Genomic DNA, 22,846 nt, shown 5'->3' with positions numbered 1-22,846 from the left:
CATGATCCCCCGCGCGATCAAGCGCCTTTTTCATCAAGCCTCGATCGGCGATCAATCGTACCGGTTCATGTTCAAGCCGGGCCCCGCAGACGAGGTCGTCGCGATTGATTGCGAGACGACGGGCCTCAACGTGCGCACCGATGACATTGTTACCATTGCCGCGATCAGGATCCGGGGAAACCGGATACTGACCAGCGAGCGTTTCGAGGCGACTGTTCGCCCCGATGCCGGCATGCGGGCCGAGGGGATCAAGGTGCATCGCCTGCGGCAGGCAGATGTTGCACAGAGCCCATTTATCCGGAAAGTGCTGCCAGGCTTGCTTCATTTCATCGGCGGGCGTCCGCTGGTCGGATACTACGTCGATTTCGATATCGCTATGCTCGACAAATACGTCCTTCCCTACATCGAGATCGAGCTGCCCAACCCGCGGATCGAGGTTTCCAAGCTGTATTACGAGCGCAAGTATGGTGACGCACCGGCGAATACGATCGTCGATCTCTCATTCGCTTCGATGCTCAAGGATCTCGGCATCCCGCCCCTCGCCCAGCACGACGCTTTCAACGATGCGCTGATGACGGCAATGATGTATGTCGCCTTGCGCGACCTGAAGGAACGGGGTGTGCGCATCGCTCGCGCCCGCTCAAATGTTGCCGTTTTCAATCCGACAGGCGCATGAAGCTCTATCGCCAGTGCTCCTGCAGCCATCCGGTCGGGGAACTATTGCGCGTCAGCTGACTTCGACGCGCCGGCAAATTTTCTTTGCGCCCAGCTGCGGACATTCTATCACCGCTCATTCCGTGAGTTGATCTTTTCGCGCTCGGCATAAGATCGATCTCTGCGACTGGCGGCTTGTCGTACCCGGTCACAAGTTCCCAAAACATCGGCTCATTGCTGAAAACCGAAGTGCCTTCAATTCGGCTGCTCGCGTTGGCTGACACTAGATTTTCTTTGATCTCCCGGCGCACACATCGTGCACACGCCGCCTCTTAACTATTTGAGAGAATTTGACTCTCGGTCCAATCCGTCATGAGGAAGCTTGATCTAGGTCCAGCCAGCATGAGCCAGCTAGATCTTCGATCCACAGGTCAATGACCGCTTCGCGCGACAAGCGGTCCTTCATTGACAATCATCATCTACGTTAGAAATATTTTCGGACTTGCGACCAAGGAAGCGAGCCACCCCTCGATGATCGAAACGAATCGAGCGACGACTTCCGCTGTACCCCGACAGCGGACATCGTCGGCCATCGCGGCCATGTCCGAAAAGTGCCACTTCCGGACTCATGCACCACAGCAAAGTGAACCTTAGGGGAGGATACGACGTCTGCCAGGTGATCTGGTCGTATCGCGTGTTCCCGACGTCGGGGCTTCGCGCTGAGACAAGCTTCAAATTTGAATCGAGCGGTTGGTTCGGGATGAGCTCCAGGAAACTGCGCCGCTCGGCAACCACGTCTACTGCGGTCTTGGCGTTGCCGGTCAGTGATCGCAACGATGATTTTAGGTAGCCCTTCCATAGCGGCTTGATAGCTTGAGCCGATCATCCGCAGGCTCGTTGCGGCTCGATCGGTCCGCGCCTCGGATATCATCATCCGCGGTCGCCCGCCAGGCCTGTGCTGTTCCCATCCTATTGATCTATCGCAATGTCTCACGACGCTACATCTGCGACTATTACATAAAATCAATCTTCAGGGAGGGCGCAATGGTCATTGAAATCTTGCGCCAAGAACATCGCAACATCGAAAAGTTGCTCCTCGTTCTTGAGCGGGAGCTCGACGTCTTCGCGCGGGGAGAACGCCCGGACTACGAAGTAGTTCACGCGGTTATTGCTTATTTCCAGGTCTATCCCGATGCCTACCACCATCCGCTGGAGGACAGGGTATTCGAGAAACTGAAGCTGCGCGATTCCGCCGCGGCCGCGAAGATCGGCGATCTCGCGGCCGATCACCGGCGGGGCGCCGAACGTTTGCGCAGGGTCGCCCACGCAGTCGAGAATGTACTCGCCGATCGGGAACTCCTGCGCCAAACCGTCAACGACATCATTCGCGACTTCATCGAGCGGGAGCGGCGCCATATGGCAATGGAAGAGCAAGTCTTCTTTCCGGCCGCCATCAACGCTCTAGAGCCTGCGGACTGGGCGGAGATCGCTTCGAGATTGACGGATCAGAGTGATCCGCTCTTCAGTGAAGTTGTCGAAGAGAAGTTCGAGGTCGTGCGGAGGCATATCTTGCAGCTGGAGCAGGAGGCAGAGGCGGAACGATCGACGCATTGCTGATGCCGCGTTTTAAGAGGGGCCAAGGCTTCGCGACAGTTCGTTCTTACTGGCGCGCGAGACTCGCCTTGGCGTTCATTGTCTCAAAAGGAACCCACCTGCCGACGCGGCCGGCCAGAATTGAATCTCAGAGGATGGAGGGTGCGATGACGACAACCCAGCATGAACCTTATTCGTTTGTCACGAAAGTCATCGGTCTGTTTGCCGACTGGCTCAAGCAGCGTCGAGAGTTGAACGAACTGATGGAGTACGAAGCCGAATTCGGCGGGTTGGAGTGTGTTGCGCGCGAGCTCAACGTGACGCCCGCCGATCTCGAGAGGCTGGTGCGGCAGGGCTCGCAGAGCGCGAACGAGTTGCCGTACATGCTCACGGCATTAGACATCGACGAAGCGGCCTTACGTCGTGCGGAGCCGGCCTTATTGCGCGATATGGAGCGCGTCTGCTCGTTCTGCACGCACAAGCGTCAGTGCCATCAGGAGCTCGCGGCCGGCACTGCTGCGACCAACTATGTGGAGTATTGCGAAAACTCAGATACCATCGACACGGTGAGGTTCAAGAGTTGAAGATCATGAACTGATCAAGACCCGGCCACCTGCGATCTGATAGCGCGCACGAGGCGGGCGACGCCACCAGAGTTTTGGAACGAATTACGGCGACGGCTTACTTGACGAAGCTGAGGTAGGAAGCGAGCGCCTCAATTTCGTTCGGGCCCAGCGTGCTTGCCACCATCGGCATCGGAGAGGCGATGCCCGAATGATATCCCTGACCCCACTGCTCAAGCCGGCCTTTCAGGTAAAAATAGGCGAGGCCCCCGAGGCGCGGAATATCCCTGATGCCCTCGGCGTTCGGGCCATGACAGGCATAGCAGGAGACGATATTGGCTTCAGGAATTCCATCCATATAGATCGTTCGTCCCCTGGCCGCGAGATTGCGGTCGCCGTCATTGGCAGGTTTGGGGGGGAGCCCGGCGAAATAGATGGCGAGATCACGCACTTCATAGGGACGCAGAGCGGCGACCGCGCCCCACATATATTGCTTCGAAAATGGATTGTCCCTGCTGTGCTCGGCAAAGCTGCGAAGCTGACCCTGGATATATTGCGCCCGCTGTCCCGCCAGCCGCGGCGCGACCATGTACCCTTGCGCCCCTGTTCCGTGGCACCAGGTGCAATTGCGGACGCCGGCGTTGTTCTCGCCGTCACCCGCCCTGACCGGAGCGGTCGAAGCGACCATCGCAAGGATCGCTATCGTCAGGGCGATGCGTCTCATGACGGCACTCATTGCAGGTAACTCACATAGGCTGCGACGGCTTCGATCTGCGCCCGCGTCAGGTTGTGCGCCGTCGGCGCCATGATGGCTGATGTGTCGACCGCCGAGCCCTGGCCGCGTTCCTTTTTCCAGCCGGTCAATTGTCCGACGGTGTAGTCATAGAGCTGACCCGCCAGCCGCGGAATTTCGTTCTGTCCCTTGCCCTCGACACCGTGACAGGCAGCGCAGGCAGGAACGTTGGCTTCGGGGAGGCCATCTTCGTAGATTTGCTTGCCAGTGGAGATGGATCTTCGTGGCGCACCTCCGAATGGTTTGGGATCGAGATGCCTGAAATGCGTGGCGAGCGCCGTCAGCATCGACGGGCTCAGCACATGCGCGACATTGAACATGATCGGGTTGGTTCGCCGCCGCTCGATGAAGGCGCGCAGCTGCGCTTCGATATAGTCGGGTTGCTGCCCGGCCAGGCGAGGCATCGGGAAATAGCCCATATAGCCTTGTCCCTGCAGCCCGTGACAGGTCTTGCAATATTGCAGCTTGGCCTCAAGCCCGCCTGGCCTTGCGGGCGCGCTTCTGTCCTCGGCGTGACCTGCCGCGGAGAACAACGCTGCCAGCAGCGCGGTTCGCCAAGCCAGCCGCAGGATTGAATGGGCTCCGACCATTACCAACCGGGCCCCCAGATATGGAAGTTCAATCCGGCCTTGACCACTTGGATGCTCTGCCGGACGTCCACCGGGCCGACAAACCCGTTGATCGGATCGGACATCGCAACGGTGGCGTGCCCGAACCCGTAATAATCGTATTCGAGGCTGGCTGACCAATGCGGCGAGAATGCCCAGTCCACGCCGCCGCCCGCGGTCCAGCCGACACGGTTTTCCAGCCCGGTGAAGGCGAAGGGGGCGCCGGCGAACGAACCCGTGACATCGTACCGGTCGCCGGCCAGCGCGGCGCCGCCTTTGGCATAGAGCAGCACATTGTCGAAGGCGAAACCGACGCGGGCCGTCACGCTGGTCAGGAAATCCGTCTTGGCCCGCACCAGCGCCGTATCGGGATTGCCAAGCGGCAGGCCGACTGTCGTGCTGCCCCGCATGGTCGAGCCCGAGGCCGCACCTTCGATTCCGATCACCCAGGAGGGTGCGAACTGATAGTCGCAGCCGATTTGCCCGCCGATCACAACGCCCGTTGGCGACGGATTGACGGTGGTGACGTCGGGGGTCGAACCCAGGCCCAGAAACGAATCCTGTACCAGCTGCACCGGGTCGGTGATGTTCTTGTGGGCAAAGCCGCCGCCGAGGTGGCCGCCGAGATAGCAGCCGGTCCAGCTGAAGCGCTCAACGAACGGCGTCGCCGCCTTGAGCGGCAGATCCGCCGCGCGCGCGAGCGGTGCGGTCATGGCCAGCGCTGCTGCGATCGCGAACCAGATATTTCTCATTGGGCAATCTCCCGTGCGGACGCGCCCGCCTACATGGCAAACCAGGCATGGAGGAACAGGGTGTTGTTGTCATGGGCACCGATCGCGGTGCCGTTGAACTTGTTGTAGTAGGTGTATTGCAGGCCGATGCGGGCGTTGAACCACGGCCAGCCGAACGACTTGCTGGCGCCGAACGGGATGTAGGCGATCTCGGCCATCCAGCCATTGCTGTTCGGCGTCAGTGCGTTCCCGTTGATGTCGAGTCCAAACAAGCCTGGATCGGATGTGCCGCGGATATCGAAATATTGTCCGGTCAGCACGACCCTGTTGTCCGTGCCATAGGCGAATGACGCCTGCAGCTTCATGCTGTCGAGCAGGTTGGTCGGATTGGCCGACGCCATGCTGGCGAAGCTGGCATCCAGCCGCTGGAATTCGCGAATATAACTGCCGCGCAGAGTCACCCAGTAATTGTCGCCCTGGTACTGATATTGGGTGTCGAAGCCGATGTCGGTGAATTTGTCCGATAGCGGCATGGTAGCGGTCGAAAACGTCGTGAAGCTCGTATCGACCCATGGATGCACATCGGTGTACATTCCAAATGTACCGACCATCAGCGAATGGCGGCCCCAATGCGGCTCGAGCGCAACGCGCCAATAAGGCGCGACCCCGCCGAGCAGCCCCGGCGCGCCGAATGGGTCGGTCCCCAGCGCATTCTGCTGGCTGAATCCGAGCGTTCGGTAGCCGGTGAGTTCGAGATAGAGCAGATCATTGATCATGGCATAGGCGCCGACGCCGCCGACATGCGCGGCGAACGCGCCCTCGATCATCGTCTTGCTGCCGGGCGTCGGCGCGAGCGTCGACACCGCGTAAGGGAAGGACCAGGCCGGCGTCGTGTTCCACAAATCCTGAACGGTCGGATTGTTGTTGGCGGTGATACCGTAGACGAGATCAAGCGGACCGATGCTTGCGGTCCTGGCAAAACGAACATCGGTATTGTCCCACGTCCAGGTGTGCCCGAACGGATCGCCAAATCCTCCGGCCGGCACCGCGTTATAGGTCACCTGCGCGAATGCGCCGATATTGTCGGTGATCGCGCCGCCCCAGAACGCGCTGAACGGTGACAGCACGGTGTTGTCGTTCGGGCTGTAGGGATCGGTCGGCGGAGGCAGCGGCGCCTGGGTATGGGTGAAGCCGACGATGGCCATCATCGACAGCGGCGGGACATATTCCTTGTCGCCGCCAGTCACCGGCGCATCCAGCGCCTTGGCGTAACCGCGCAGTTTGTCGAGTTCGGCGCGCGCGTCGCTTCCGGCTTGTGATGAGAATGGCGTCGTCCGGAATTGACCACCGCCGGCGGTGTATCCGAGCAGCTTGAATCTTCGGCCGTAGGGGGTGAGCGCCGGAAAATCAGTGTGGCAGGTGCCGCAGGGCTGTCCGGTCTGGCGCGCGAAACTCGGAAGCGCTTGCGCAGGCGGTGCAAAGCTGATCGTCAGCAAGCCGCCGAGAAGCAAGGCCATCGCACAGGCAGCGATGAGCCCGCGATTCGCAAACGGCCGAGGAAAACGACAGTAATCGCCTCGCATCGCGCGCCATCCACTTCGCTCACGGTGGGCTGTCCGGACGCACGAAGTGTGAATCCAGGAGCGCTCCAGAGCCAATCCACCGCTAACGCACGGCGGTGAAAGCAAGTGTTCAAAAAAGAACACCGAAATTCATTTCGATTATGTGAGGATTTTCGGCAACAGAGCGCGGACGCCGCGTCGTATCGTTGACTCTTCTGGATCAAAGCGTCGCGCAGGCATAACATCATCTGGTCGCGGAGGGCGGATCATGAAGCTCATTGGCTTGAGGTTGGCATTGCAGACGGCGCTGTTAACGGTCGCTGTTTCCGCGGCAGGCCACGCCGAAGGCAAGGGCAACGCCGCCGTTCCAAAGCAGGAGCTGGACGCCAAGATCGCCTACTGCAAAACCTGCCACGGGCTGTCGGGGCAGGGCTTTCGCGGATCGTTTCCGATGCCACGTCTTGCCGGACAGCAACCGGAGTACCTGGTGAATCAGCTGCAGGCGTTTATCGAACGCAGGCGAACCAACCCTGTGATGTTTAACGTGGCGCATGTCTTGAGCCCGTCGATGCTGACGGCGTTGTCCACGCATTTCAAGGATCTCGATCCCAAGCCGTTGGGAGGGGCTCCCAAGGAGCTCGTGGCCGACGGCAAGAAGATCTATGAAGAAGGGATTCCGAGCGCCGAGGTTCCTCCGTGCGGTTCCTGTCACGGGCAGGATGCCAAAGGCTCCGACGCATTCCCTCGGCTGGCGGGTCAACTCAATGACTACGTGGCGAAGAAACTGTTGAACTGGAGCAAGGAGCGCGGTCAGGATCCGGCGAAGCCGGATAATTCGGCCATCATGCAGCCGATCGCACATAATTTGACCGAAGCGCAGGTCAAGGCCGTCGCGGCCTATGTAAGCTATCTGAATTGACAAGCGGCCGGCGAACTAACCTCCGAGTACCGAAAGCAACAGCTCCGCGCGGACTTCTATCTTCCCGCTGTGTCCGTCGTAGCTGATGAATCCCTTTTCGCGGAACTTGTTCATGAAAGTGCTGACCCGGGGGCGCGTCGTGCCAACCATCTCCGCCAACGCTTCCTGACTGAGTGTCACCCCAACTGGCTTCTGGCCTTCTTCGTAAGAGTTCGTGAGCACCAGCAGCAGCCGCGCCAGCCGTCTTTCGCTCGAATTGAGCAGCTGATCGATCATGTCCTCTTCAAGGCGGGTATTTCGTGACAGCAGATGGGTGATGAAAAATGCTGCAAGATGAGGCGCTGAATCGAGTGCTGAAAGCATCGCCCGCTTCTTGACCGAAATGATCAGGCATTCTTCCATCGCCACGATGGTCGCCGTCCGTAACTTGGCGGGGCCCAGGCAGGCCTCTCCGAACAATTGACCCTCGCGAAAGATCCCCACGATCGCTTCCTTGCCGAGGTCGGACAAGACGATTGCCTTGACCCGTCCTTCTTCGATGTAACAGACAGTATCGGCAATCTCTCCTTGCGCGTAAATTTTCTGGTTCTTTTGAAATTTTTCCGAGGTTGCTCCGGCGCCGAAATGGCGAAAAAAAGCCTTCGCGTCAAACCGCGCTTTCGGATTTTCATCGCGCGAACGATTTGACACAGTTCATGCCTCCGCGGACCTGCCTGCGGCAACGTCACGAAACGGCAGACAACCAACAGTCCCTTTGAATCATGAATAGAGCCGAAGCGCGTTGACCCAGATCAAAAACGACGACGTGCCAGGCAGCCCTTCTGCCAAAATCTGACCAAACGTGCGTCGGCGGAAGGCGCTGACGTGCCCGTCGAGGCTGAGCAAGAACTCGGCTTTTTTGGGAGTTGATGTACCATTCGGCTCATGACGAATCGCCCATTCAAGACCGGCGAGAGCCGAGAGCAAGCCAGTCTCCTTCCTGCCCGGGTTGAGGACTATGTTGGAGCGGACAATCCGGTGCGAGTGATCGAGAGCTTTGTTTGCGCCCTCGACCTTGGGAAGCTCGGCTTCCGGCATGCGGATCGCGGCGCGGAAGCCACCGGACGAATCGACAAATGAATCGAAAATCAGGCGCCGCTCGCAGCCTCACGGCTCAAGGCTTCACCGAAAAGCAAGGCCAGTACCTGGCTTTCATCTACACCTATGCGCACATGTTCCGGCGCCCGCCCGCTGAAGCCGACATGCAGCGCCACTTCCAAGTCAGCCCGCCATCGGTCCACCAGATGATCGTGACGCTCGAACGAAACGGTCTCATCAGGCGTCAACCCGGCGTCGCCCGAAGCATCCAAATCCTCGTGCCTCCGGAAGACCTGCCCATCCTAGATTGGCTCGGAATCAACCAGTCAGAACCACTGTGACGAGGTACTAGCCGGGATCGGAGATGGCGGACCCCAACTTGCGATCAAGGCGCCTAAGCGGGTCTGTCCGACGGATGCTCCGTCACCGGCTCATCATCGGCAATGGCCCGCCAGGCCGCGCCATCGAGATCGTCATACTGCCCGCTCTTGAGCGACCAGAGAAATCCGAGCAACCCCACGAGGCCGAGGCCGAGCGCCAGCGGCACCAGAATGACCAGCACTTCCATCATGACCTCCGTTGCGCGACGTCGCGCCCGCGAAGCGCGTTCAGCATCACCAGGAGTGAGGAGCCGGACATCGCGACCGCAGCGATCAGCGGCGTCACGACCCCGGCAATCGCGATCGGAACCGCCAGAAAATTGTATCCAACCGCAAGCCAGAGATTCTGCCGCATCAAGTGCAGCGCCTTCCGCGAGAAATCGATCGCGGTAACCACGGGAGCGAGCGGATTGCCGAGAAACACAAGATCCGCGGTGGCCTGGCTCAGATGGGCGGCACTGATCGGCGACATCGAAACATGCGCGGCGGTGAGCGCCGGCGCGTCATTCAGCCCGTCGCCGACCATCATGACCTTGAAGCCCTGCTGTTTCAGTTCGTCGATGCGCGCGATCTTGTCTGCCGGCATGACGCCGGCGCGCCACTCGCCAATTCCGAGCGATTGCGCGGCCGCCCGCACCGCCGGCTCGCGGTCGCCCGAGACAATCTCGACCGCGATGCCGCGTGTCTGGAGCGCGGCCATCATCGCCGGCGCATCCGGGCGCAGAAGCTGCCGGACCGCGAACACATAGCGGGCACCGCCCCGGCTGAACGCGACGGCCGACACTTCCGGGTCCCGGATCAGAATCTCGTTGGCCAACCGGTCGGCACCGCAAAAGGACGGCCTACCCAGCCTGATCTCCTCGCCCTCGACGAGAGCACGAACGCCCTGCCCGGGCTCCTCGACCACGCCGGCCAGCGGCGACCGGGCGTTCGACGCACGCGCCACCGCGGCGGCCACCGGATGATGGCTTGCGAGCGCCAGCCGTCCGGCAAGCTCGAACGTTTCGCGCGGGATAGCTTCCGAATTGACGACATCGAGCTCAGGCAAAGTCAGGGTTCCAGTCTTGTCGAAGATGACCCGGTCGACTTCGGCCAGCCGTTCGATGGCATCGCCCGAATTGAGCAGCACGCCGGCCCGGAACATTGCGCCCGATGCCACCGTCTGGACGGTCGGGATGGCGAGGCCAAGCGCGCAGGGACAGGTGATGATCAAGACCGCGATCGCGGTAACAACCGCGTCGTGCCAGTTCGCCCCCATCAAAACCCAGCCGATCATGGTCAGCAGCGCCGCTGCATGCACCACTGGCGCATACAGCCTCGAAGCACGGTCTGCGAGACGCACATATCGCGAGCGGGTCTGCAAGGCATTGTCGAGTAGCCGGGTGATGTCTGCCAGCAGCGTGCCTTCCGACGCCGCCGAGACGCGGACGCGCAGCGCGCCTGAAATGTTCAGCGACCCGGCATAGACCGCCGTGCCTTGCGCTGCGGTGACGTGCACGGTTTCGCCGGTGATCAGGCTTTGGTCGATCTCGGATCGGCCCTCGATCACCGTGCCATCGACCGCGCAGCGCTCGCCGGGCCGCAGCAGGACGATGTCGCCGGTATGAATCGCAGCGACCGGCATCTCGGCGATCTCGCCGGCGCCGACGAACTTGGTCGCGGTCTCGGCCTTGAGCGCCGCCAGGTTTCCGGCAACCGCGCGCGTTCGTCGTCGCATGTTCTGGTCGAGATAACGTCCCACCAGCAGGAATGTCAGCAACATGATCGCCGCATCGAAATAGGCATGTTCGGCGTGGTGGATAGTCTCGATCAGCGACATGCCCAGTGCCAGCATGACGCCGACGCTGATCGGAACGTCCATGTTGACGTTGCGGGTGCGCAACGCCTGATACGCCGATCGGAAGAACGGTTGGCCGGCATAGGCTGCGGCCGGCAGCGCGATCAGCGCCGACAGCCAGTGAAAGAAATCGCGCTGCTCGGACATCATGTCGCCGATGTTGCCGGACCACACCGGGATCGACAGCATCATCACATTCATGGTCGCGAACGCCGCGACCCCGAGGCAGCGCAGCAGGAAGCGCGATTGCTCCGCTTCCGCGGCCTCCGCGCTTTCGGTCTCGAATGGATGAGCCTTGTAGCCGAGTTCGGCGAGCCGGTCGATGAATCGGGCCGGATCGACCGCACCCTGGCGCCATTCCAGCGCCACCCGGCGGTCGGTGAGATTAACGCGTGCGAGCGTGACATCGGGGATCGCAGACAGTCCGCGCTCGATCTTGGACATGCATCCGGCGCAACTGACGCCCTCGACTGCCAGATCGATGTGGGACAGACCGGAGCCTACGTCCCGGACGTAATGCGAAAAGTCGCGCACGGCCTGCATAGTCGATGCCTTCCTAGTTCAACAGCACACGATTCTTCGACAGGAACATCCTTCGGCCCGCCGCATCGCCCTGAAGCACGAGGTCCCATTGCCCCGGCGCGATCAGCGGCGCACTGCCGCGGTAGATGCCAATCCCGGTCTCCGCAAGTGTCACCGCCTGATCCGCGCGCCTGTCGGTTGGACGTTCGAAGCGGCCCTGAAACTTCAGGCCGGACATCGGCCGGCCGTTGTTGTCCCGTGCCTCCACCTGCAGCGTCGCACCACCATCGGGGCCGCGCTGAACGTGTGCGTCGACTTGCCATTTGCGCGCGTTCTGATCGTGGGCGGCTGCGATCTCCCCCTCATAGGCCAGGCTGGCGCTATAGGCGCTGTCGACTTCGGTGCCCGGCAAGGTCTGGATCGCGAACTTCATCATGACCAGATTGACTCCGATCACGACACCGAAGAACGCGACCAGCAAAAATAACACCGTGCGTCCGGTAAACGGTTTCGGCGTGTAAGACACTCTGTCCATGCGATGCTCCGTTGGGGTGTTACGGCGTGACGAAATTATCGGTCGCCGAGGCGACCTCGCCGAGGCCGATGTCGGTCACCCGGAATCGCACCGGGATCGACTTCTCGGGGTTGTTCTCGGAAGGCGCCGTCACCAAAAGCCGCAGTTCGGTGGTCTGGTCGCGCCCGAGTACGATCATGGGCCGATCGGGGGTCACCGAATCGACGCCAACGACATGGACCGTCGCGTTAGCTGGCCCATCGATATCGATGGCGATGACGCGATCGAAACCGCGTTTGTTCAGAAGACGGACCGTATAGGCATTCCGGATCGAGCCGTCGCTCAGTTTCACCGCGACCGGATTGCGGTCATGCAGCACGTTGACGTCGAGCAGCGATCGTGTCAGCAACGCATACAGCATGATCGCGCCGACGGTTGCGATCAGCGCGCTGTAGACGATCGTGCGCGGCCTGACGATGCGATAGATCGGCGGCTTGCCGGCCTGGCGCCGCTGAATGTTGATGTCGTTGTCGTAGCCTATCAGCCGGGTTTCCCTGCCGATCTTCTTCATCACGGTATCGCAGGCGTCGATGCACAACCCGCACTGGATGCAGTCGAGCTGCGCGCCGTCGCGGATATCGATGCCGGTCGGGCAGACCGCGACGCATTGATAGCAGTCGACGCAATCGCCCACCGCCTTGCCGAGCGCGCGCAATTCGTTGGCCTTTTTCAGCGACGTGCGCGTTTCACCCCGGTCGTATTTGTAGGTGACGTTGAGCGCCCATTCGTCGGTGAGCGCGGCCTGGATCCGCGGCCACGGGCACATATAGACGCAGACCTGCTCGCGCATGAAACCGGCGAGCAGATAGGTCGTTGTCGTCAATATGCCGATCCAGATATAGGCCAGCATCGGCGCCTGGAAGGTGACCAGCTGCTTCACCAGCGTCGGCGCATCGTTGAAATACAGCACCCAGGCGCCGCCGGTCCACCACGCGATCATCAGCCAGATCGAATGCTTCAGTGTGATTTCGGCAAAGCGCTGCAGCTTCAGCGTACCTTTGGCGGCGTCCTTTTTCATGCGCTCGCGGCGGTCGCCTTCCACCATTCGCTCGACGGCGTAGAACAGGTCGGTCCACACGGTCTGCGGACAGAGATATCCGCACCAGATCCGGCCGCCGATCGAGTTCATCAGGAACAGTGTGATGGCGGCGACAATCAACAACCCCGTGAAGTAGTAAACCTCCTGCGGCCACAGTTCGATGAAGAAGAAATAGAACCGGCTGTTCGGCAGATCGACCAGCACCGCCTGGTCGGGCGCGCCGAGACCGCGATGCCAGCGTACGAACGGCAGCAAATAGTAGACGCCGAGGCAAAATGCCATCAGGCCCCATTTGATGCGGCGGAATGTACCGGAGACGCTCTGCGGATAGACCTTCTTACGGGCGGCATAAAGCGGTCCGTAATCGTCAATCTCCACTTCGATCGGGGGTGCGGTCGTGTTCATCTGAAGGATTCATCTCGCATTTGCCGCCGAGCCTAACCGGAGGCCTCAGATGCGCAGTTGATCCACCTCAAACAAACCTGGGGAACCGTCGCCCGCCGCGATCACTTTCCGCCGCCGAGCGAATGAACATAGACCGCCAGCGCCTTGATCGTGGGGGGATCTAGACGGCCGACCCAGGCCGGCATGACGCCGCCACGGCCGTTGGTAATCGTCTCGATCAGGGTCGCCTCGTCGGAACCGTAGAGCCATATCTTGTCGGTGAGGTTGGGCGCGCCGAGTTCCTGGTTTCCCTTGCCACCGTCACCGTGACAGGCCACGCAGTTGTCCGCGAAAATCTTTGCGCCCGCCGCCGCGTCATAGCCCTGGCTCGTCGACAGGCCGGACAATGATCGGACATAGTTCGCGACGGTGACAATCTGCTCTTTCTTGAGGACCCCCTCCTTGCCGAAGGCCAACATCGCGCTCTCATGGGCCTTCGTATGTCCCGAGCGCGCACCGAACTGGATCGTCTGCATGATCTGATCGAGCGTGCCGCCCCACAACCAATCGTCATCGTTCAAATTCGGATAACCCTTGGCGCCGGCGGCGCCACTGCCATGGCAGGGTGCGCAATTGTCGCCGAATACCGTCTTGCCACGGGCGCGGGCGAGCGCCAGCAATGCCGGGTCCTTCTCGATATCCGCGAGCGGCGCAGCGCCGAGCGCGACCATCCTGTCGCCGCGTATCATTTCAAGGTTGGCGAGTTCGACGGCGACATCCGCCCGGGACGAGTAGTGCAACAGGCCCGTGGTATTGCTCCACAGCATCGGCCAGGCGGGATACACGATCCAATAACCCACCGCCCAGACGATGGTGAGGTAGAAGGTGATGACCCACCAGCGCGGCAGCGGCGTATTTAGTTCCTTAATGCCATCCCATTCGTGACCGGTGGTCGTTTTTCCGGTGACGTGGTCCAGATCGTTGTGGTCAGCCATGATCGGTCAATCCTCCCGCAGCGGCATTTTCGACGCCTCGTCGAAAGCCGCCCGATTGCGAGGCCAAAGTGCGTAAGCCACGATGGCGAGAAAGATGCCGACGAAAATCGGCGTCCAGAATGTCGTGACGAAATCCGATGTGAAATTCTGGACTGTTAGGATTGCTTTCATCGTCCTGCCTGCTCAGCGAAGATTGGCTTTTTCGTTGTAGAGCTTGAAATCCACCAGGGTGCCCAGCATCTGCAGATAGGCAACTAGCGCGTCCATCTCGGTGGGCATTCCCGGCTTGCCGTCAAAATTGCGCACAACCGCCTTCGGATAGCGTTTTGCGAAACCGTCGGCCCCGGCGCTGTCCGGATCGGCCTGCGCCTTCAGGTCGTCGACGGCGTTGGCGATCTGATCGTCCGAATAGGGCACGCCGACGCTGCGGCTGGTCCGCAGATGGTCCGCGATAGTCCGGGGATCGACTTCGGTGTCGGCGAGGAACGGATAGCCGGGCATCACCGATTGCGGAACGATGGCGCGTGGGTTAATCAGATGCGTCACGTGCCATTCGTCGGAATATTTGGCGCCGACGCGTGCGAGATCCGGCCCGGTGCGCTTTGACCCCCACTGGAACGGGTGGTCATACATGCTTTCGGCGGCCAGCGAATAATGGCCATAGCGCTCGACCTCGTCGCGCAACGGCCGGATCATCTGCGAGTGGCAGAGATAGCAGCCTTCGCGGACATAGATATTGCGGCCAGTCAGCTCGAGCGGAGTGTATGGCCTGACGCCATCGACCACTTCAATTGTGCTCTTGAGATAGAACAACGGGGTGATCTCGACGAGGCCACCGATCGCGATCACCGCGAGGATGCCCACGATGAGGACGATCGAGTTTTTCTCGAGGATCTGATGTCGGGTCCAGAATGACATTGCGTTGCTCCTTACTCTGCCGGCTGAAGAGCAACGGGTGAGCGCAGCGCCGTCGATTCGGCCTCGCCGACCCGCACGGTCATCCAGAGGTTATATGCCATGATCAGCGCACCAATCAGGAACAGCGCCCCGCCCGCGGCGCGGATGATATAGAAGGGATGCATCGCCTCGACGGTTTCGATGAAGGAATATTCGAGGAAACCCAGCGAGGTGTAGGCACGCCACATCAGGCCCTGAAGAATTCCCGACACCCACATCGCCGAGATGTAGAGCACGATGCCGATGGTCGCGGTCCAGAAATGCCAGTTGACGAGCTTGAGGCTGTAGAGCCCCTTGCGATTCCACAGCCAGGGGATCAGGCAATACAGCGCACCGAACGAGACGAACCCGACCCAGCCGAGCGCACCCGAATGAACGTGGCCGATGGTCCAGTCGGTGTAGTGGCTGAGTGAGTTCACTACCTTGATCGACATCAGCGGGCCTTCGAACGTGGCCATGCCGTAGAACGCGACCGACACGACCAGCATCCGCAGGACGGGATCAGTACGCAGCTTGTCCCAGGCACCTGACAGCGTCATCAAGCCGTTGATCATGCCACCCCAGGAGGGCATCCACAGCATGATCGAAAACGTCATGCCCAATGTCTGCGCCCAGTCCGGCAGCGCGGTGTAATGCAGATGGTGCGGCCCGGCCCAGATGTAGAGAAAGATGATCGCCCAGAAGTGGATGATCGATAGCCGATAGGAATAGACCGGCCGCTCCGCCCGCTTGGGAATGAAATAGTACATGATGGCGAGGAAACCGGCCGTGAGGAAGAAGCCCACGGCGTTGTGCCCGTACCACCACTGGAACATGGCATCCTGCACGCCGCCCCAGGCGATGTAGGACTTCGAGCCCCACACCGAGACGGGCAATGCGGGATTATTGCCGAGGTGAAGCACCGCAATGGTGATGATGAAGGCGAGATAGAACCAGTTCGCGACGAAGATGTGCGGTTCCTTGCGCTTCACCAGCGTCATCAGGAACACCAGCAGATAGGTCACCCAGACGATCGTGAGCCAGAGGTCGGCGTACCACTCCGGCTCCGCATATTCCTTCGATTGGGTCACTCCGAGCAGGTAGCCGGTACCGGCAATCAAGATGAAGAAATTATAACCGAGAACGACGAACCACGGCGCCAGATCGCCGGCGAGACGGACCCGGCAGGTTTTCTGAACCACATAGAATGAGGTCGCAATCAGCACGTTGCCGCCGAAGGCGAATATGACAGCCGAGGTATGCAGCGGCCGCAAGCGACCGAAACTGGTCCACGGCAGATCGAAATTCAGCGCGGGCCAGGCAAGCTGCGAGGCGATCAGCAGTCCGACGGCGAAGCCCGCTATTCCCCAGAATACCGATATTCCCGCCGCGAACTTGATCGGGCCGAAATTGTAATTGGGCCGGCCGTCGATCTCTTGGGGAGGTAACGCGACCGGACGGTCGAAATAGCGATTGAAGATCGCAAAGGCCGCCGCGAGGCTCGCCGCCGCCCCGAGCGAGGCGTGGAAAGCGAAAGCCGTGTCGAGCGCCTTGGCGGCGGCTATCATGCAGAGGAAGGCGGCCGCCGAAAAGAATGCGGCCAAGCCGGCTTCGCCGTGCGTCATCCATTTTCCGGATTGAGACTGGTTCATCGAATGATTCTCTTTGGAGCGGCCCGGAGCGGCACCGCTCCATCAATCCCGATTCCACCGCCGATGAATTAATCAAGATCAAGCTACGCCGGGCCACAGGCGACCAAGCCCGCGGCGGCGGCAAGGCGTGCGCGCGTTCAGAAACTGCGGCGCTTGCGATGGCCGTCGGCTGACATCTGCTGCAGTGACCGGGACTGGCGTTCGCCCCAGGCCAACACACCGGCAAAGATTACGAACATTGCCACCACAGCTACGGAAACCAGCACCGAATCGATAGGCATAACGACCTCCTTTGATTTCATTGAGAGTATGGCGAACCAAAACAGGCGGTCTTTGACGTCGATCAAACTCGCTCGATAAAAGTCCGTGGCGCTGGACTCAAGCGGCGGCCAGGGCTTCGGCGCGTGCCGCATCAGCCAGGCGAATGCCGCCATGCACGATGTCGATCACCCGGTCGCGCTCCAGCTTGGTGAAGGTACGGCTAACCGTTTCGATGGTCAGACCAAGGTAATCGGCGATGTCCTGCCGACTCATCGGCAACGGCGTTATCGCGGAGATCTGGCCGATCCGCGCCAGCCGCTCCCTCCATTTGACGAGGAAGGTCGCGACCTTCTCTTCCGCCGACCTTCGTCCGAGCAGGGCCATCTGGTCGTGGGCCTCGTCGAGATCGCGGATGACGAATTCGTTGATACGGCGCAGGACATTCGGCCGCTCATCCACGAAACGAATGAATGATTTCTTGACGAAACGGCAGACGACGACCGTTCCCACCGCGTCGGCCGAGATGCCGTGACGGCCGTTGACGGCAATGCCGAGGAAATCCCCCGGCAGCGCAAATCCGACAATCTGCCGGCGGCCGTCGGGCAACAGCTTGTAAAGCCGCATCACGCCTTCGAGCACGTTGAAACATGAGGTGGCGATCTCTTCCTGACTGAACACCGGATCGTTGGGGCGGTACCGGAGGCGCTGCCCGAGCTGTTCGAGTTCGCGCAATTCGTCCTGGTCGAGCGCCGCGCAAATCGCATGCGGACGCACCGCGCACTCCGCGCAAGGTTGGCCTGCGACAACGATTTTCTTCATGCACGACTCCAGTCGCCATCCGAGGGACCAGTCCAGGCATCTTAACCGATTGGCCACGGTCAAATTGATTCAGATCAAGCCTGAAAGATTTCAGTCCCGATATCGTGCCTTGCGCCGATGCCCGGCCGATCGAAGAAAATTGTGCCGCCATGCTGCGACCCACCCTGCACCAAACGCTTATCGCGCTGATTCTGGTCGCGCCGGCGTTGTTCACGCCAACCCTGGCCGCCTCACCTTCCGAGGCCCGCGGCAAGACCTTCGCGCTCAATAATTGCGCGCGATGTCACTCCGTGGATCGGGTGACCCAAAGCCCGCTCAGGATCGCGCCGCCGTTCCGGACCCTGCACAACCGTTATCCGGTAGAAACCCTGGCTGAGGCGCTGGCCGAAGGCATACAGACCGGCCACCCGACCATGCCGCAGTTCCAGCTCGATCCGGACCAGATCCACGATTTACTGTCCTATCTGAAGACCCTCGAATAGCCGGCGCTTGTGGGCCCCGGGGCGTACCGCTCCGGGCCGCGGCACCGAGACCAGCCCCCGCCTCGCCTACAGCGCCTGCGCCGTCCAGGCGATCATATTTTTCGCGAGCCGGCCGAACGCTTCGTCGAATGCGGCGACCGCGGCCGGCGGCTCGACCTTGTCGAATTTCTCGGTTTCCTCGAAGAGGCGCGATGCGACCACCTTGCCGCTCTTGTCGACGATCCTAGCCGACAATCCGATCTCGGCGGCTGGCGTCGAATCGACGGCAATCCGAAAGCGCCGGACATCGATCAGGAGCTGGAAGTCGGTCTGCCCGATATCGGCCATGCGCAGCGGCGCATGCGCGAGATCGTAGTTCTCGAAGCTCTCGATCAGCCTCGCCTGGATCAATTTCGGAAGCGCGTCGGCCCACATCGCCTCGGAGAACCCCGGGTAATCCTGCGCCGGCTGGAACAGGAAACGCTGCGTCTCCAGCATCGCCACGGCGGTGGGCTCCGGGATCGCCCATTGCACATTGATGGTCTTGCCCGGCGCTCCCGGATTTTGCACGGCGCGCAAATCATAGGTGATCTTCGGCGGCGGCGGCGTGGCGCCGGTCATGCGTTCGAGGCCGGCGACGATGCCGTCGAGTTTTGCCGTATTGCGCGACAGTCCTTCGGAAAAAACCTTGAAATTAGCAATGGTGTCCTTCAGCGGCCCCGAGTTGTCCGCCAGCACCGAATCCACCCGCCGCAATGCGTCCCGGGCGGCCTGGGTCATGCTCTGGCCCGCCCCTTGTTCCGCAATCAGCGTCGGCACCGGGCCGGAATTGGCCTTCGCCGTGCCGCCCTCCAGCGCAATCACGGGGACGCCGGTGAGACCCTGGAATTCCAGACCGACCTTGGTGTCGGCCCGCACCGGCGTCGCCGACGATACCGAGATCGTCGCATTGACGCGGCGCGGATCGTCCGGCGCCAGGCCGAGATCGCTGACCTCGCCGACGCGGATGCCATTGAAGAGGACGGCCGCGCCGACCAACAGCCCGGGCACCGAGCCATCGAACTGCACGTGATAGGTCACGCGTGGCCCAAGCCCGCCGGTATTGTGAAGCCAGTAAACGAAGCCGAACCCGGCGGCGATGGCCGCGAGAACGAAGGCGCCGACAACGACGAAGGGAGCGCGGGTTTCCATCTCTTAACTCGCTTTGGGTTGCAGCATCAGGGAGCGCTTGCCGTGGAAATAGGCCCGCACCCAGGGATGCTCGGATTGGAGCAGTTCGCGCATCGGTCCGATCGCGACAATCTTGCCGTCCGCCAGCGCTGCGACGCGGTCGCAGACGGTATTCAGGCTGGCGAGGTCATGGGTGACCATGAACACCGTCAACCCCAGCGTCTTCTGCAATGTCTTGATCAGCGCGTCGAAATCGCCCGCCGCGATCGGGTCGAGCCCCGAGGTCGGCTCGTCGAGAAACACGATCGCGGGGTCGAGCGCGAGCGCGCGCGCCAGCGCCACGCGTTTGGTCATGCCGCCGGACAATTCGGACGGAAACTTGTCACCGTCCTCCGGCGCCAGTCCGACCATTTCGAGCTTGGCGGTGGCAATCTCATCCATCAGCACCTGCGACAGAACCAGATTTTCCCGCAGCGGAAACTGGATGTTCTGCCGCACCGTAAGGGACGAAAACAACGCCCCCTGCTGGAACAGGATACCCCACCTTCCAGCGGCGCTCTGCGTGCTGCGGCTATGCGTATCGCCGATCGTCGCGCCCATCACTTCGATGGTTCCCGCCCATCGTGGGATCAGCCCGATGATGGTGCGCATCAGCACCGATTTGCCGCCGCCTGAGGCGCCCACCAGGCCAAGGATCTCGCCCTTTCGGACATCCAGAGCCAGGTGGTCGATGACGATATGCTTGCCGAAACCGACCACGAGATCGTGCACGCGAATGGCGAATTGCGGGGGCACTTCCTGCATCGCTACATTCCGATCGACGCGAAGAAGACCGCAAACAGACCGTCAAGCACGATCACCAGAAAAATCGACTTGACGACCGAAGTCGTCGTCTGCTTGCCGAGCGACTCGGCACTTCCCTTCACTTGCAAGCCCTCGCTGCAGGCGACGATGCCGATCACCAGCGCCATGAAGGGCGCTTTGATGATGCCAACCTCGAAATGCGTGACCGACACCGCTTCATGCAGCCGCGCGATGTAGATTTCCGGTTCCATGCCGCCGTAGAATTGCGCCACCAGGCCGCCGCCGTAGAGCGCAGCCATCGATCCGATGAAGCTCAGGATCGGCAGCGCACAGATCAGCGCGATAACGCGGGGCAGGATAAGGATTTCGACGGGATCGAGGCCCATGGTCGCGAGCGCGTCGATTTCCTCGCGCATTTTCATCGATCCAAGCTCGGCCGTGTAGGCGCTTCCGGAGCGGCCGGCGACCATGATGGCGACGATCAACACGCCGAGCTCGCGCAGCACCAATATCCCGACCATGTCGACGACGTAGGAATCGGCACCGAATTTGCGGAAATGGAAGAAGCCTTGTTGCGCAATGATCGCCCCGATCAGGAAGGTGATCAGCACGACGATCGGTATCGCCTGCCAGCCAACCCGGTAGAACTGGTAAACCAGCGATGTTAGCCGCAGCGATCTCGGCCTGCGAAGCACGCCGAAGATGGCCAGAAACAGCGAACCCAGCATCTGCAGGAATACGGTAACGTCTTCGCTCGCGCCGACCGCGGAGCGACCGATGTCGTTGACCTTGGCCACGACCGGATTTAGCACCGGCGCCGGGGCCGGATTGCGGCGGTTGACCTGGTGGACCTCCTCGATCAGGCCGACATAGTCGTCGGCAACGCCGACCATTTCGGTGCGACGACCCGCCGACTGCGCGCGCCGCGTTATTTTTTCAAGGAGCCAGGCACCCAGCGTATCCAGTTCGCGTATCTCGGCCATATCCAGCTTGACGATTCGGGACTGGTCGAGCTGCGGCGTAACGGCGTCGGAAAGCCGCTCGAGCGTGGTCACATTGGCCGATGTCCAGGACCCGCTCGGGCGCAATTCGAGCAAATCGCCGGATGGCGTGGCCGTTAACATTGGTGCAGTCGCCAAGATCATTTCCCTCAAGAATATAGCCGGGCCTTCCTAGGCCGCGTCGGCGGCTCCCATGTTGACCTGCCTCAAGGCGCCGGTCGCCAGCCGACCTAGAGTTCGAATAGTTGACGCAACAAGAGTGAGCGCGATGTTCAATTCAAGCGAGCTGGGGGATGAGCTGCGGGCCCTCAAAAGCGAGGTGTCGCGGCTCCTCGACACGAGCAGCGACGGACTTTTCGACGCGGCGAAGGCACGCGCCGACGCCCTCGCCGACCAGATCAAGGCGGCCTTGAGCGAGCTCGGCGAGACCTTGAACGGGGAAGAAGATCACGTCGAGAAACTGATCGCCGAGCGACCGATTGCGACGCTCGCATCCGCTTTCGCGCTCGGCGTCGTCATCGGCTTCATGATGCGGAGGCACTGAGGTGGACAGCGACAATGTCGTCAAAAACCTGCGTACGCTGTGGCGCACCGACCGGATCATCGCGGATATCCGGATGCGGCATATGCTGGTTGGTCTCGGCTTGCGGGCGTTTGCCGCGCTGATAGCCGGCTTCGGTCTGCTGATGCTGGAGCTGTCGGCCTATTTCGCCCTCGTCCAGATCTGGAGCGCGATTTCCGCCGCCGCGATCCTTGGCGTAGTCAATTTTGTGATCGCAGCGATCTTGTTCGTGATCGCCGGGAGGCCGCCGGCCGGCCGCGAACTCGAACTCGCCAACGAAATTCACGGCTCCGCCGTCGACGCGCTACAGATCGAGGCCCGGGCCATGCAATCGCACTTCACCGGCATGGTCCAGCATCCCCTGAACAGCGTCCTGCCGCTCGTTCTGGTGCCGCTGATCACAATCATCGTCAAGAGTTTGAAAAAATCGAAGGCTGCGGCCGCCTCCGCTACCCCGGCCGCTGCGGAAACCAACTGATCACGTCAGCATTCGCCCGAGCACAAAAAGGAGCGTTACCACTATGTCAAGAGCCCAACCGAAGCCGATCCTGAATGCTTCCCTGCCCGCCCAATTTCGGCAAATCCGTATTGCGCTGGCCCGCGAACCGGGCCATCCCGAAGGTGACGACGAGGTAGCGTATATCTTCGTGGCGCCAATCGATGCCGAAGGCCGTATCGACCCGAAATTGTGGCGCACGCATCGTGAAGCATGCCGCGTCGCACGGCTGCGCCCCAACGAACAGGACGAGCATGGTCATCTCGTCTACCATCCAGGCGGCGCCTGGGCATTTCACTATGACGGCGAAGCCAGTCTACCCGACGAAGATGGATATCATTTCGCGGACGAACGCTTTGTGGTTGGCGAATATGTCTCGATCAACGAGCGCGGCAAGATGCACCCGTACCGCGTGACATCGATGTCGTATCTTTAGCCACGGCGTGATCGCAG

Annotated in this window: 28 protein-coding genes; 9 read left to right on the top strand and 19 right to left on the bottom strand. The window is 61.1% G+C overall.

Annotation, left to right across the window (positions count from 1 at the left end):
• The first annotated feature begins 1 nt into the window (after window position 1).
• The 3 genes from NL528_RS24075 to NL528_RS24065 all read left to right on the top strand — a co-directional run bounded on the left by NL528_RS24075 (window position 2) and on the right by NL528_RS24065 (window position 2,831).
• The gene (locus NL528_RS24075) at window positions 2-676 is read left to right on the top strand and encodes a 3'-5' exonuclease (protein WP_309176937.1); all 675 of its coding nucleotides are present in this window, start codon (window positions 2-4) and stop codon (window positions 674-676) included.
• 1,022 nt (window positions 677-1,698) lie between these two features.
• Window positions 1,699-2,271: a hemerythrin domain-containing protein gene (locus tag NL528_RS24070; protein WP_309176936.1), complete on the top strand. Its 573-nt coding sequence runs from the start codon at window positions 1,699-1,701 to the stop codon at window positions 2,269-2,271.
• 143 nt (window positions 2,272-2,414) lie between these two features.
• Window positions 2,415-2,831, top strand: a complete 417-nt coding sequence (locus tag NL528_RS24065; RefSeq protein WP_309176935.1) for a DUF6455 family protein — start codon at window positions 2,415-2,417, stop codon at window positions 2,829-2,831.
• Window positions 2,832-2,928: 97 nt separating this feature from the next.
• On the opposite strand, the gene NL528_RS24060 is transcribed toward NL528_RS24065, so the two are convergent.
• The 4 genes from NL528_RS24060 to NL528_RS24045 are packed head-to-tail and all read right to left on the bottom strand — an operon-like array spanning window position 2,929 to window position 6,459.
• Window positions 2,929-3,534, bottom strand: coding sequence for a c-type cytochrome (locus NL528_RS24060; RefSeq protein WP_309176934.1), 606 nt, complete (start codon window positions 3,532-3,534; stop codon window positions 2,929-2,931).
• An 8-nt stretch (window positions 3,535-3,542) separates the two neighbouring features.
• Window positions 3,543-4,193, bottom strand: a complete 651-nt coding sequence (locus tag NL528_RS24055) for a c-type cytochrome (protein WP_309176933.1) — start codon at window positions 4,191-4,193, stop codon at window positions 3,543-3,545.
• On the bottom strand, window positions 4,193-4,963 hold the full coding sequence (locus tag NL528_RS24050; RefSeq protein ID WP_309176932.1) for an outer membrane beta-barrel protein: 771 nt from the start codon (window positions 4,961-4,963) through the stop codon (window positions 4,193-4,195). The genes NL528_RS24055 and NL528_RS24050 overlap by 1 nt, the downstream gene beginning before the upstream one ends.
• A 29-nt stretch (window positions 4,964-4,992) precedes the next feature.
• Window positions 4,993-6,459, bottom strand: a complete 1,467-nt coding sequence (locus NL528_RS24045; RefSeq protein WP_309176931.1) for a cytochrome C — start codon at window positions 6,457-6,459, stop codon at window positions 4,993-4,995.
• A gap of 313 nt (window positions 6,460-6,772) precedes the next feature.
• Here NL528_RS24045 and NL528_RS24040 point away from each other — a divergent pair, with 313 nt between their 5' ends.
• Window positions 6,773-7,423 carry a c-type cytochrome gene (locus NL528_RS24040; RefSeq protein WP_309176930.1) on the top strand — a complete coding sequence of 217 codons (651 nt, stop codon included), beginning with the start codon at window positions 6,773-6,775 and terminating at the stop codon, window positions 7,421-7,423.
• A 15-nt stretch (window positions 7,424-7,438) separates the two neighbouring features.
• On the opposite strand, the gene NL528_RS24035 is transcribed toward NL528_RS24040, so the two are convergent.
• Both NL528_RS24035 and NL528_RS24030 read right to left on the bottom strand, forming a co-directional pair.
• On the bottom strand, window positions 7,439-8,113 hold the full coding sequence (locus tag NL528_RS24035; protein WP_309176929.1) for a Crp/Fnr family transcriptional regulator: 675 nt from the start codon (window positions 8,111-8,113) through the stop codon (window positions 7,439-7,441).
• Window positions 8,114-8,182: 69 nt separating this feature from the next.
• Window positions 8,183-8,500, bottom strand: a complete 318-nt coding sequence (locus NL528_RS24030; RefSeq protein WP_309185334.1) for a hypothetical protein — start codon at window positions 8,498-8,500, stop codon at window positions 8,183-8,185.
• Window positions 8,501-8,538: 38 nt separating this feature from the next.
• Here NL528_RS24030 and NL528_RS24025 point away from each other — a divergent pair, with 38 nt between their 5' ends.
• Entirely contained in the window at window positions 8,539-8,841 is a 303-nt protein-coding gene (locus tag NL528_RS24025; RefSeq protein ID WP_309176928.1) for a helix-turn-helix domain-containing protein, read from the top strand.
• A 53-nt stretch (window positions 8,842-8,894) separates the two neighbouring features.
• On the opposite strand, the gene ccoS is transcribed toward NL528_RS24025, so the two are convergent.
• The 10 genes from ccoS to NL528_RS23975 all read right to left on the bottom strand — a co-directional run bounded on the left by ccoS (window position 8,895) and on the right by NL528_RS23975 (window position 17,899).
• Window positions 8,895-9,068, bottom strand: a complete 174-nt coding sequence (gene ccoS / locus NL528_RS24020; protein WP_074281021.1) for a cbb3-type cytochrome oxidase assembly protein CcoS — start codon at window positions 9,066-9,068, stop codon at window positions 8,895-8,897.
• Window positions 9,068-11,260, bottom strand: coding sequence for a cation-translocating P-type ATPase (locus NL528_RS24015; protein ID WP_309176927.1), 2,193 nt, complete (start codon window positions 11,258-11,260; stop codon window positions 9,068-9,070). The genes ccoS and NL528_RS24015 overlap by 1 nt, the downstream gene beginning before the upstream one ends.
• A gap of 13 nt (window positions 11,261-11,273) precedes the next feature.
• Entirely contained in the window at window positions 11,274-11,774 is a 501-nt protein-coding gene (locus NL528_RS24010; RefSeq protein WP_309176926.1) for a FixH family protein, read from the bottom strand.
• A gap of 19 nt (window positions 11,775-11,793) precedes the next feature.
• Window positions 11,794-13,257 (bottom strand): cytochrome c oxidase accessory protein CcoG, encoded by a 1,464-nt coding sequence (gene ccoG, locus NL528_RS24005; RefSeq protein ID WP_309176925.1) that lies wholly within the window; start codon window positions 13,255-13,257, stop codon window positions 11,794-11,796.
• Window positions 13,258-13,358: 101 nt separating this feature from the next.
• On the bottom strand, window positions 13,359-14,231 hold the full coding sequence (ccoP, locus tag NL528_RS24000; protein WP_309176924.1) for a cytochrome-c oxidase, cbb3-type subunit III: 873 nt from the start codon (window positions 14,229-14,231) through the stop codon (window positions 13,359-13,361).
• 6 nt (window positions 14,232-14,237) lie between these two features.
• Entirely contained in the window at window positions 14,238-14,402 is a 165-nt protein-coding gene (locus NL528_RS23995) for a cbb3-type cytochrome c oxidase subunit 3 (protein WP_309176923.1), read from the bottom strand.
• A 12-nt stretch (window positions 14,403-14,414) separates the two neighbouring features.
• On the bottom strand, window positions 14,415-15,149 hold the full coding sequence (gene ccoO, locus NL528_RS23990) for a cytochrome-c oxidase, cbb3-type subunit II (RefSeq protein ID WP_309176922.1): 735 nt from the start codon (window positions 15,147-15,149) through the stop codon (window positions 14,415-14,417).
• Between the two features lie 11 nt (window positions 15,150-15,160).
• Window positions 15,161-16,792: a cytochrome-c oxidase, cbb3-type subunit I gene (gene ccoN, locus NL528_RS23985; RefSeq protein ID WP_375144070.1), complete on the bottom strand. Its 1,632-nt coding sequence runs from the start codon at window positions 16,790-16,792 to the stop codon at window positions 15,161-15,163.
• 164 nt (window positions 16,793-16,956) lie between these two features.
• Window positions 16,957-17,166, bottom strand: coding sequence for a hypothetical protein (locus NL528_RS23980; RefSeq protein WP_309176920.1), 210 nt, complete (start codon window positions 17,164-17,166; stop codon window positions 16,957-16,959).
• Between the two features lie 31 nt (window positions 17,167-17,197).
• Window positions 17,198-17,899, bottom strand: a complete 702-nt coding sequence (locus NL528_RS23975; protein WP_309176919.1) for a helix-turn-helix domain-containing protein — start codon at window positions 17,897-17,899, stop codon at window positions 17,198-17,200.
• Window positions 17,900-18,048: 149 nt separating this feature from the next.
• On the opposite strand from NL528_RS23975, the gene NL528_RS23970 reads away from it, so the two are divergent.
• On the top strand, window positions 18,049-18,381 hold the full coding sequence (locus tag NL528_RS23970; RefSeq protein WP_083642174.1) for a cytochrome c: 333 nt from the start codon (window positions 18,049-18,051) through the stop codon (window positions 18,379-18,381).
• A gap of 66 nt (window positions 18,382-18,447) precedes the next feature.
• On the opposite strand, the gene NL528_RS23965 is transcribed toward NL528_RS23970, so the two are convergent.
• The 3 genes from NL528_RS23965 to NL528_RS23955 are packed head-to-tail and all read right to left on the bottom strand — an operon-like array spanning window position 18,448 to window position 21,479.
• The gene (locus NL528_RS23965) at window positions 18,448-19,551 is read right to left on the bottom strand and encodes an MlaD family protein (protein WP_309176918.1); all 1,104 of its coding nucleotides are present in this window, start codon (window positions 19,549-19,551) and stop codon (window positions 18,448-18,450) included.
• Window positions 19,552-19,554: 3 nt separating this feature from the next.
• Window positions 19,555-20,334, bottom strand: a complete 780-nt coding sequence (locus tag NL528_RS23960) for an ATP-binding cassette domain-containing protein (RefSeq protein WP_309176917.1) — start codon at window positions 20,332-20,334, stop codon at window positions 19,555-19,557.
• A gap of 2 nt (window positions 20,335-20,336) precedes the next feature.
• Window positions 20,337-21,479: an ABC transporter permease gene (locus tag NL528_RS23955; protein ID WP_375143889.1), complete on the bottom strand. Its 1,143-nt coding sequence runs from the start codon at window positions 21,477-21,479 to the stop codon at window positions 20,337-20,339.
• 124 nt (window positions 21,480-21,603) lie between these two features.
• Here NL528_RS23955 and NL528_RS23950 point away from each other — a divergent pair, with 124 nt between their 5' ends.
• From NL528_RS23950 to NL528_RS23940, 3 genes are read left to right on the top strand one after another with little or no spacing between them, the layout of a single operon-like run.
• The gene (locus NL528_RS23950) at window positions 21,604-21,879 is read left to right on the top strand and encodes a hypothetical protein (RefSeq protein WP_309185021.1); all 276 of its coding nucleotides are present in this window, start codon (window positions 21,604-21,606) and stop codon (window positions 21,877-21,879) included.
• Window position 21,880: 1 nt separating this feature from the next.
• Entirely contained in the window at window positions 21,881-22,375 is a 495-nt protein-coding gene (locus NL528_RS23945) for a phage holin family protein (protein WP_309176915.1), read from the top strand.
• Window positions 22,376-22,418: 43 nt separating this feature from the next.
• Window positions 22,419-22,829, top strand: a complete 411-nt coding sequence (locus tag NL528_RS23940; RefSeq protein WP_309176914.1) for a hypothetical protein — start codon at window positions 22,419-22,421, stop codon at window positions 22,827-22,829.
• Window positions 22,830-22,846: the final 17 nt, after the last annotated feature.

Source organism: Bradyrhizobium sp. Ash2021 (genome assembly GCF_031202265.1).
Taxonomy (GTDB): Bacteria; Pseudomonadota; Alphaproteobacteria; order Rhizobiales; family Xanthobacteraceae; genus Bradyrhizobium.
This window is presented reverse-complemented; position numbering and strand designations above follow the sequence as displayed.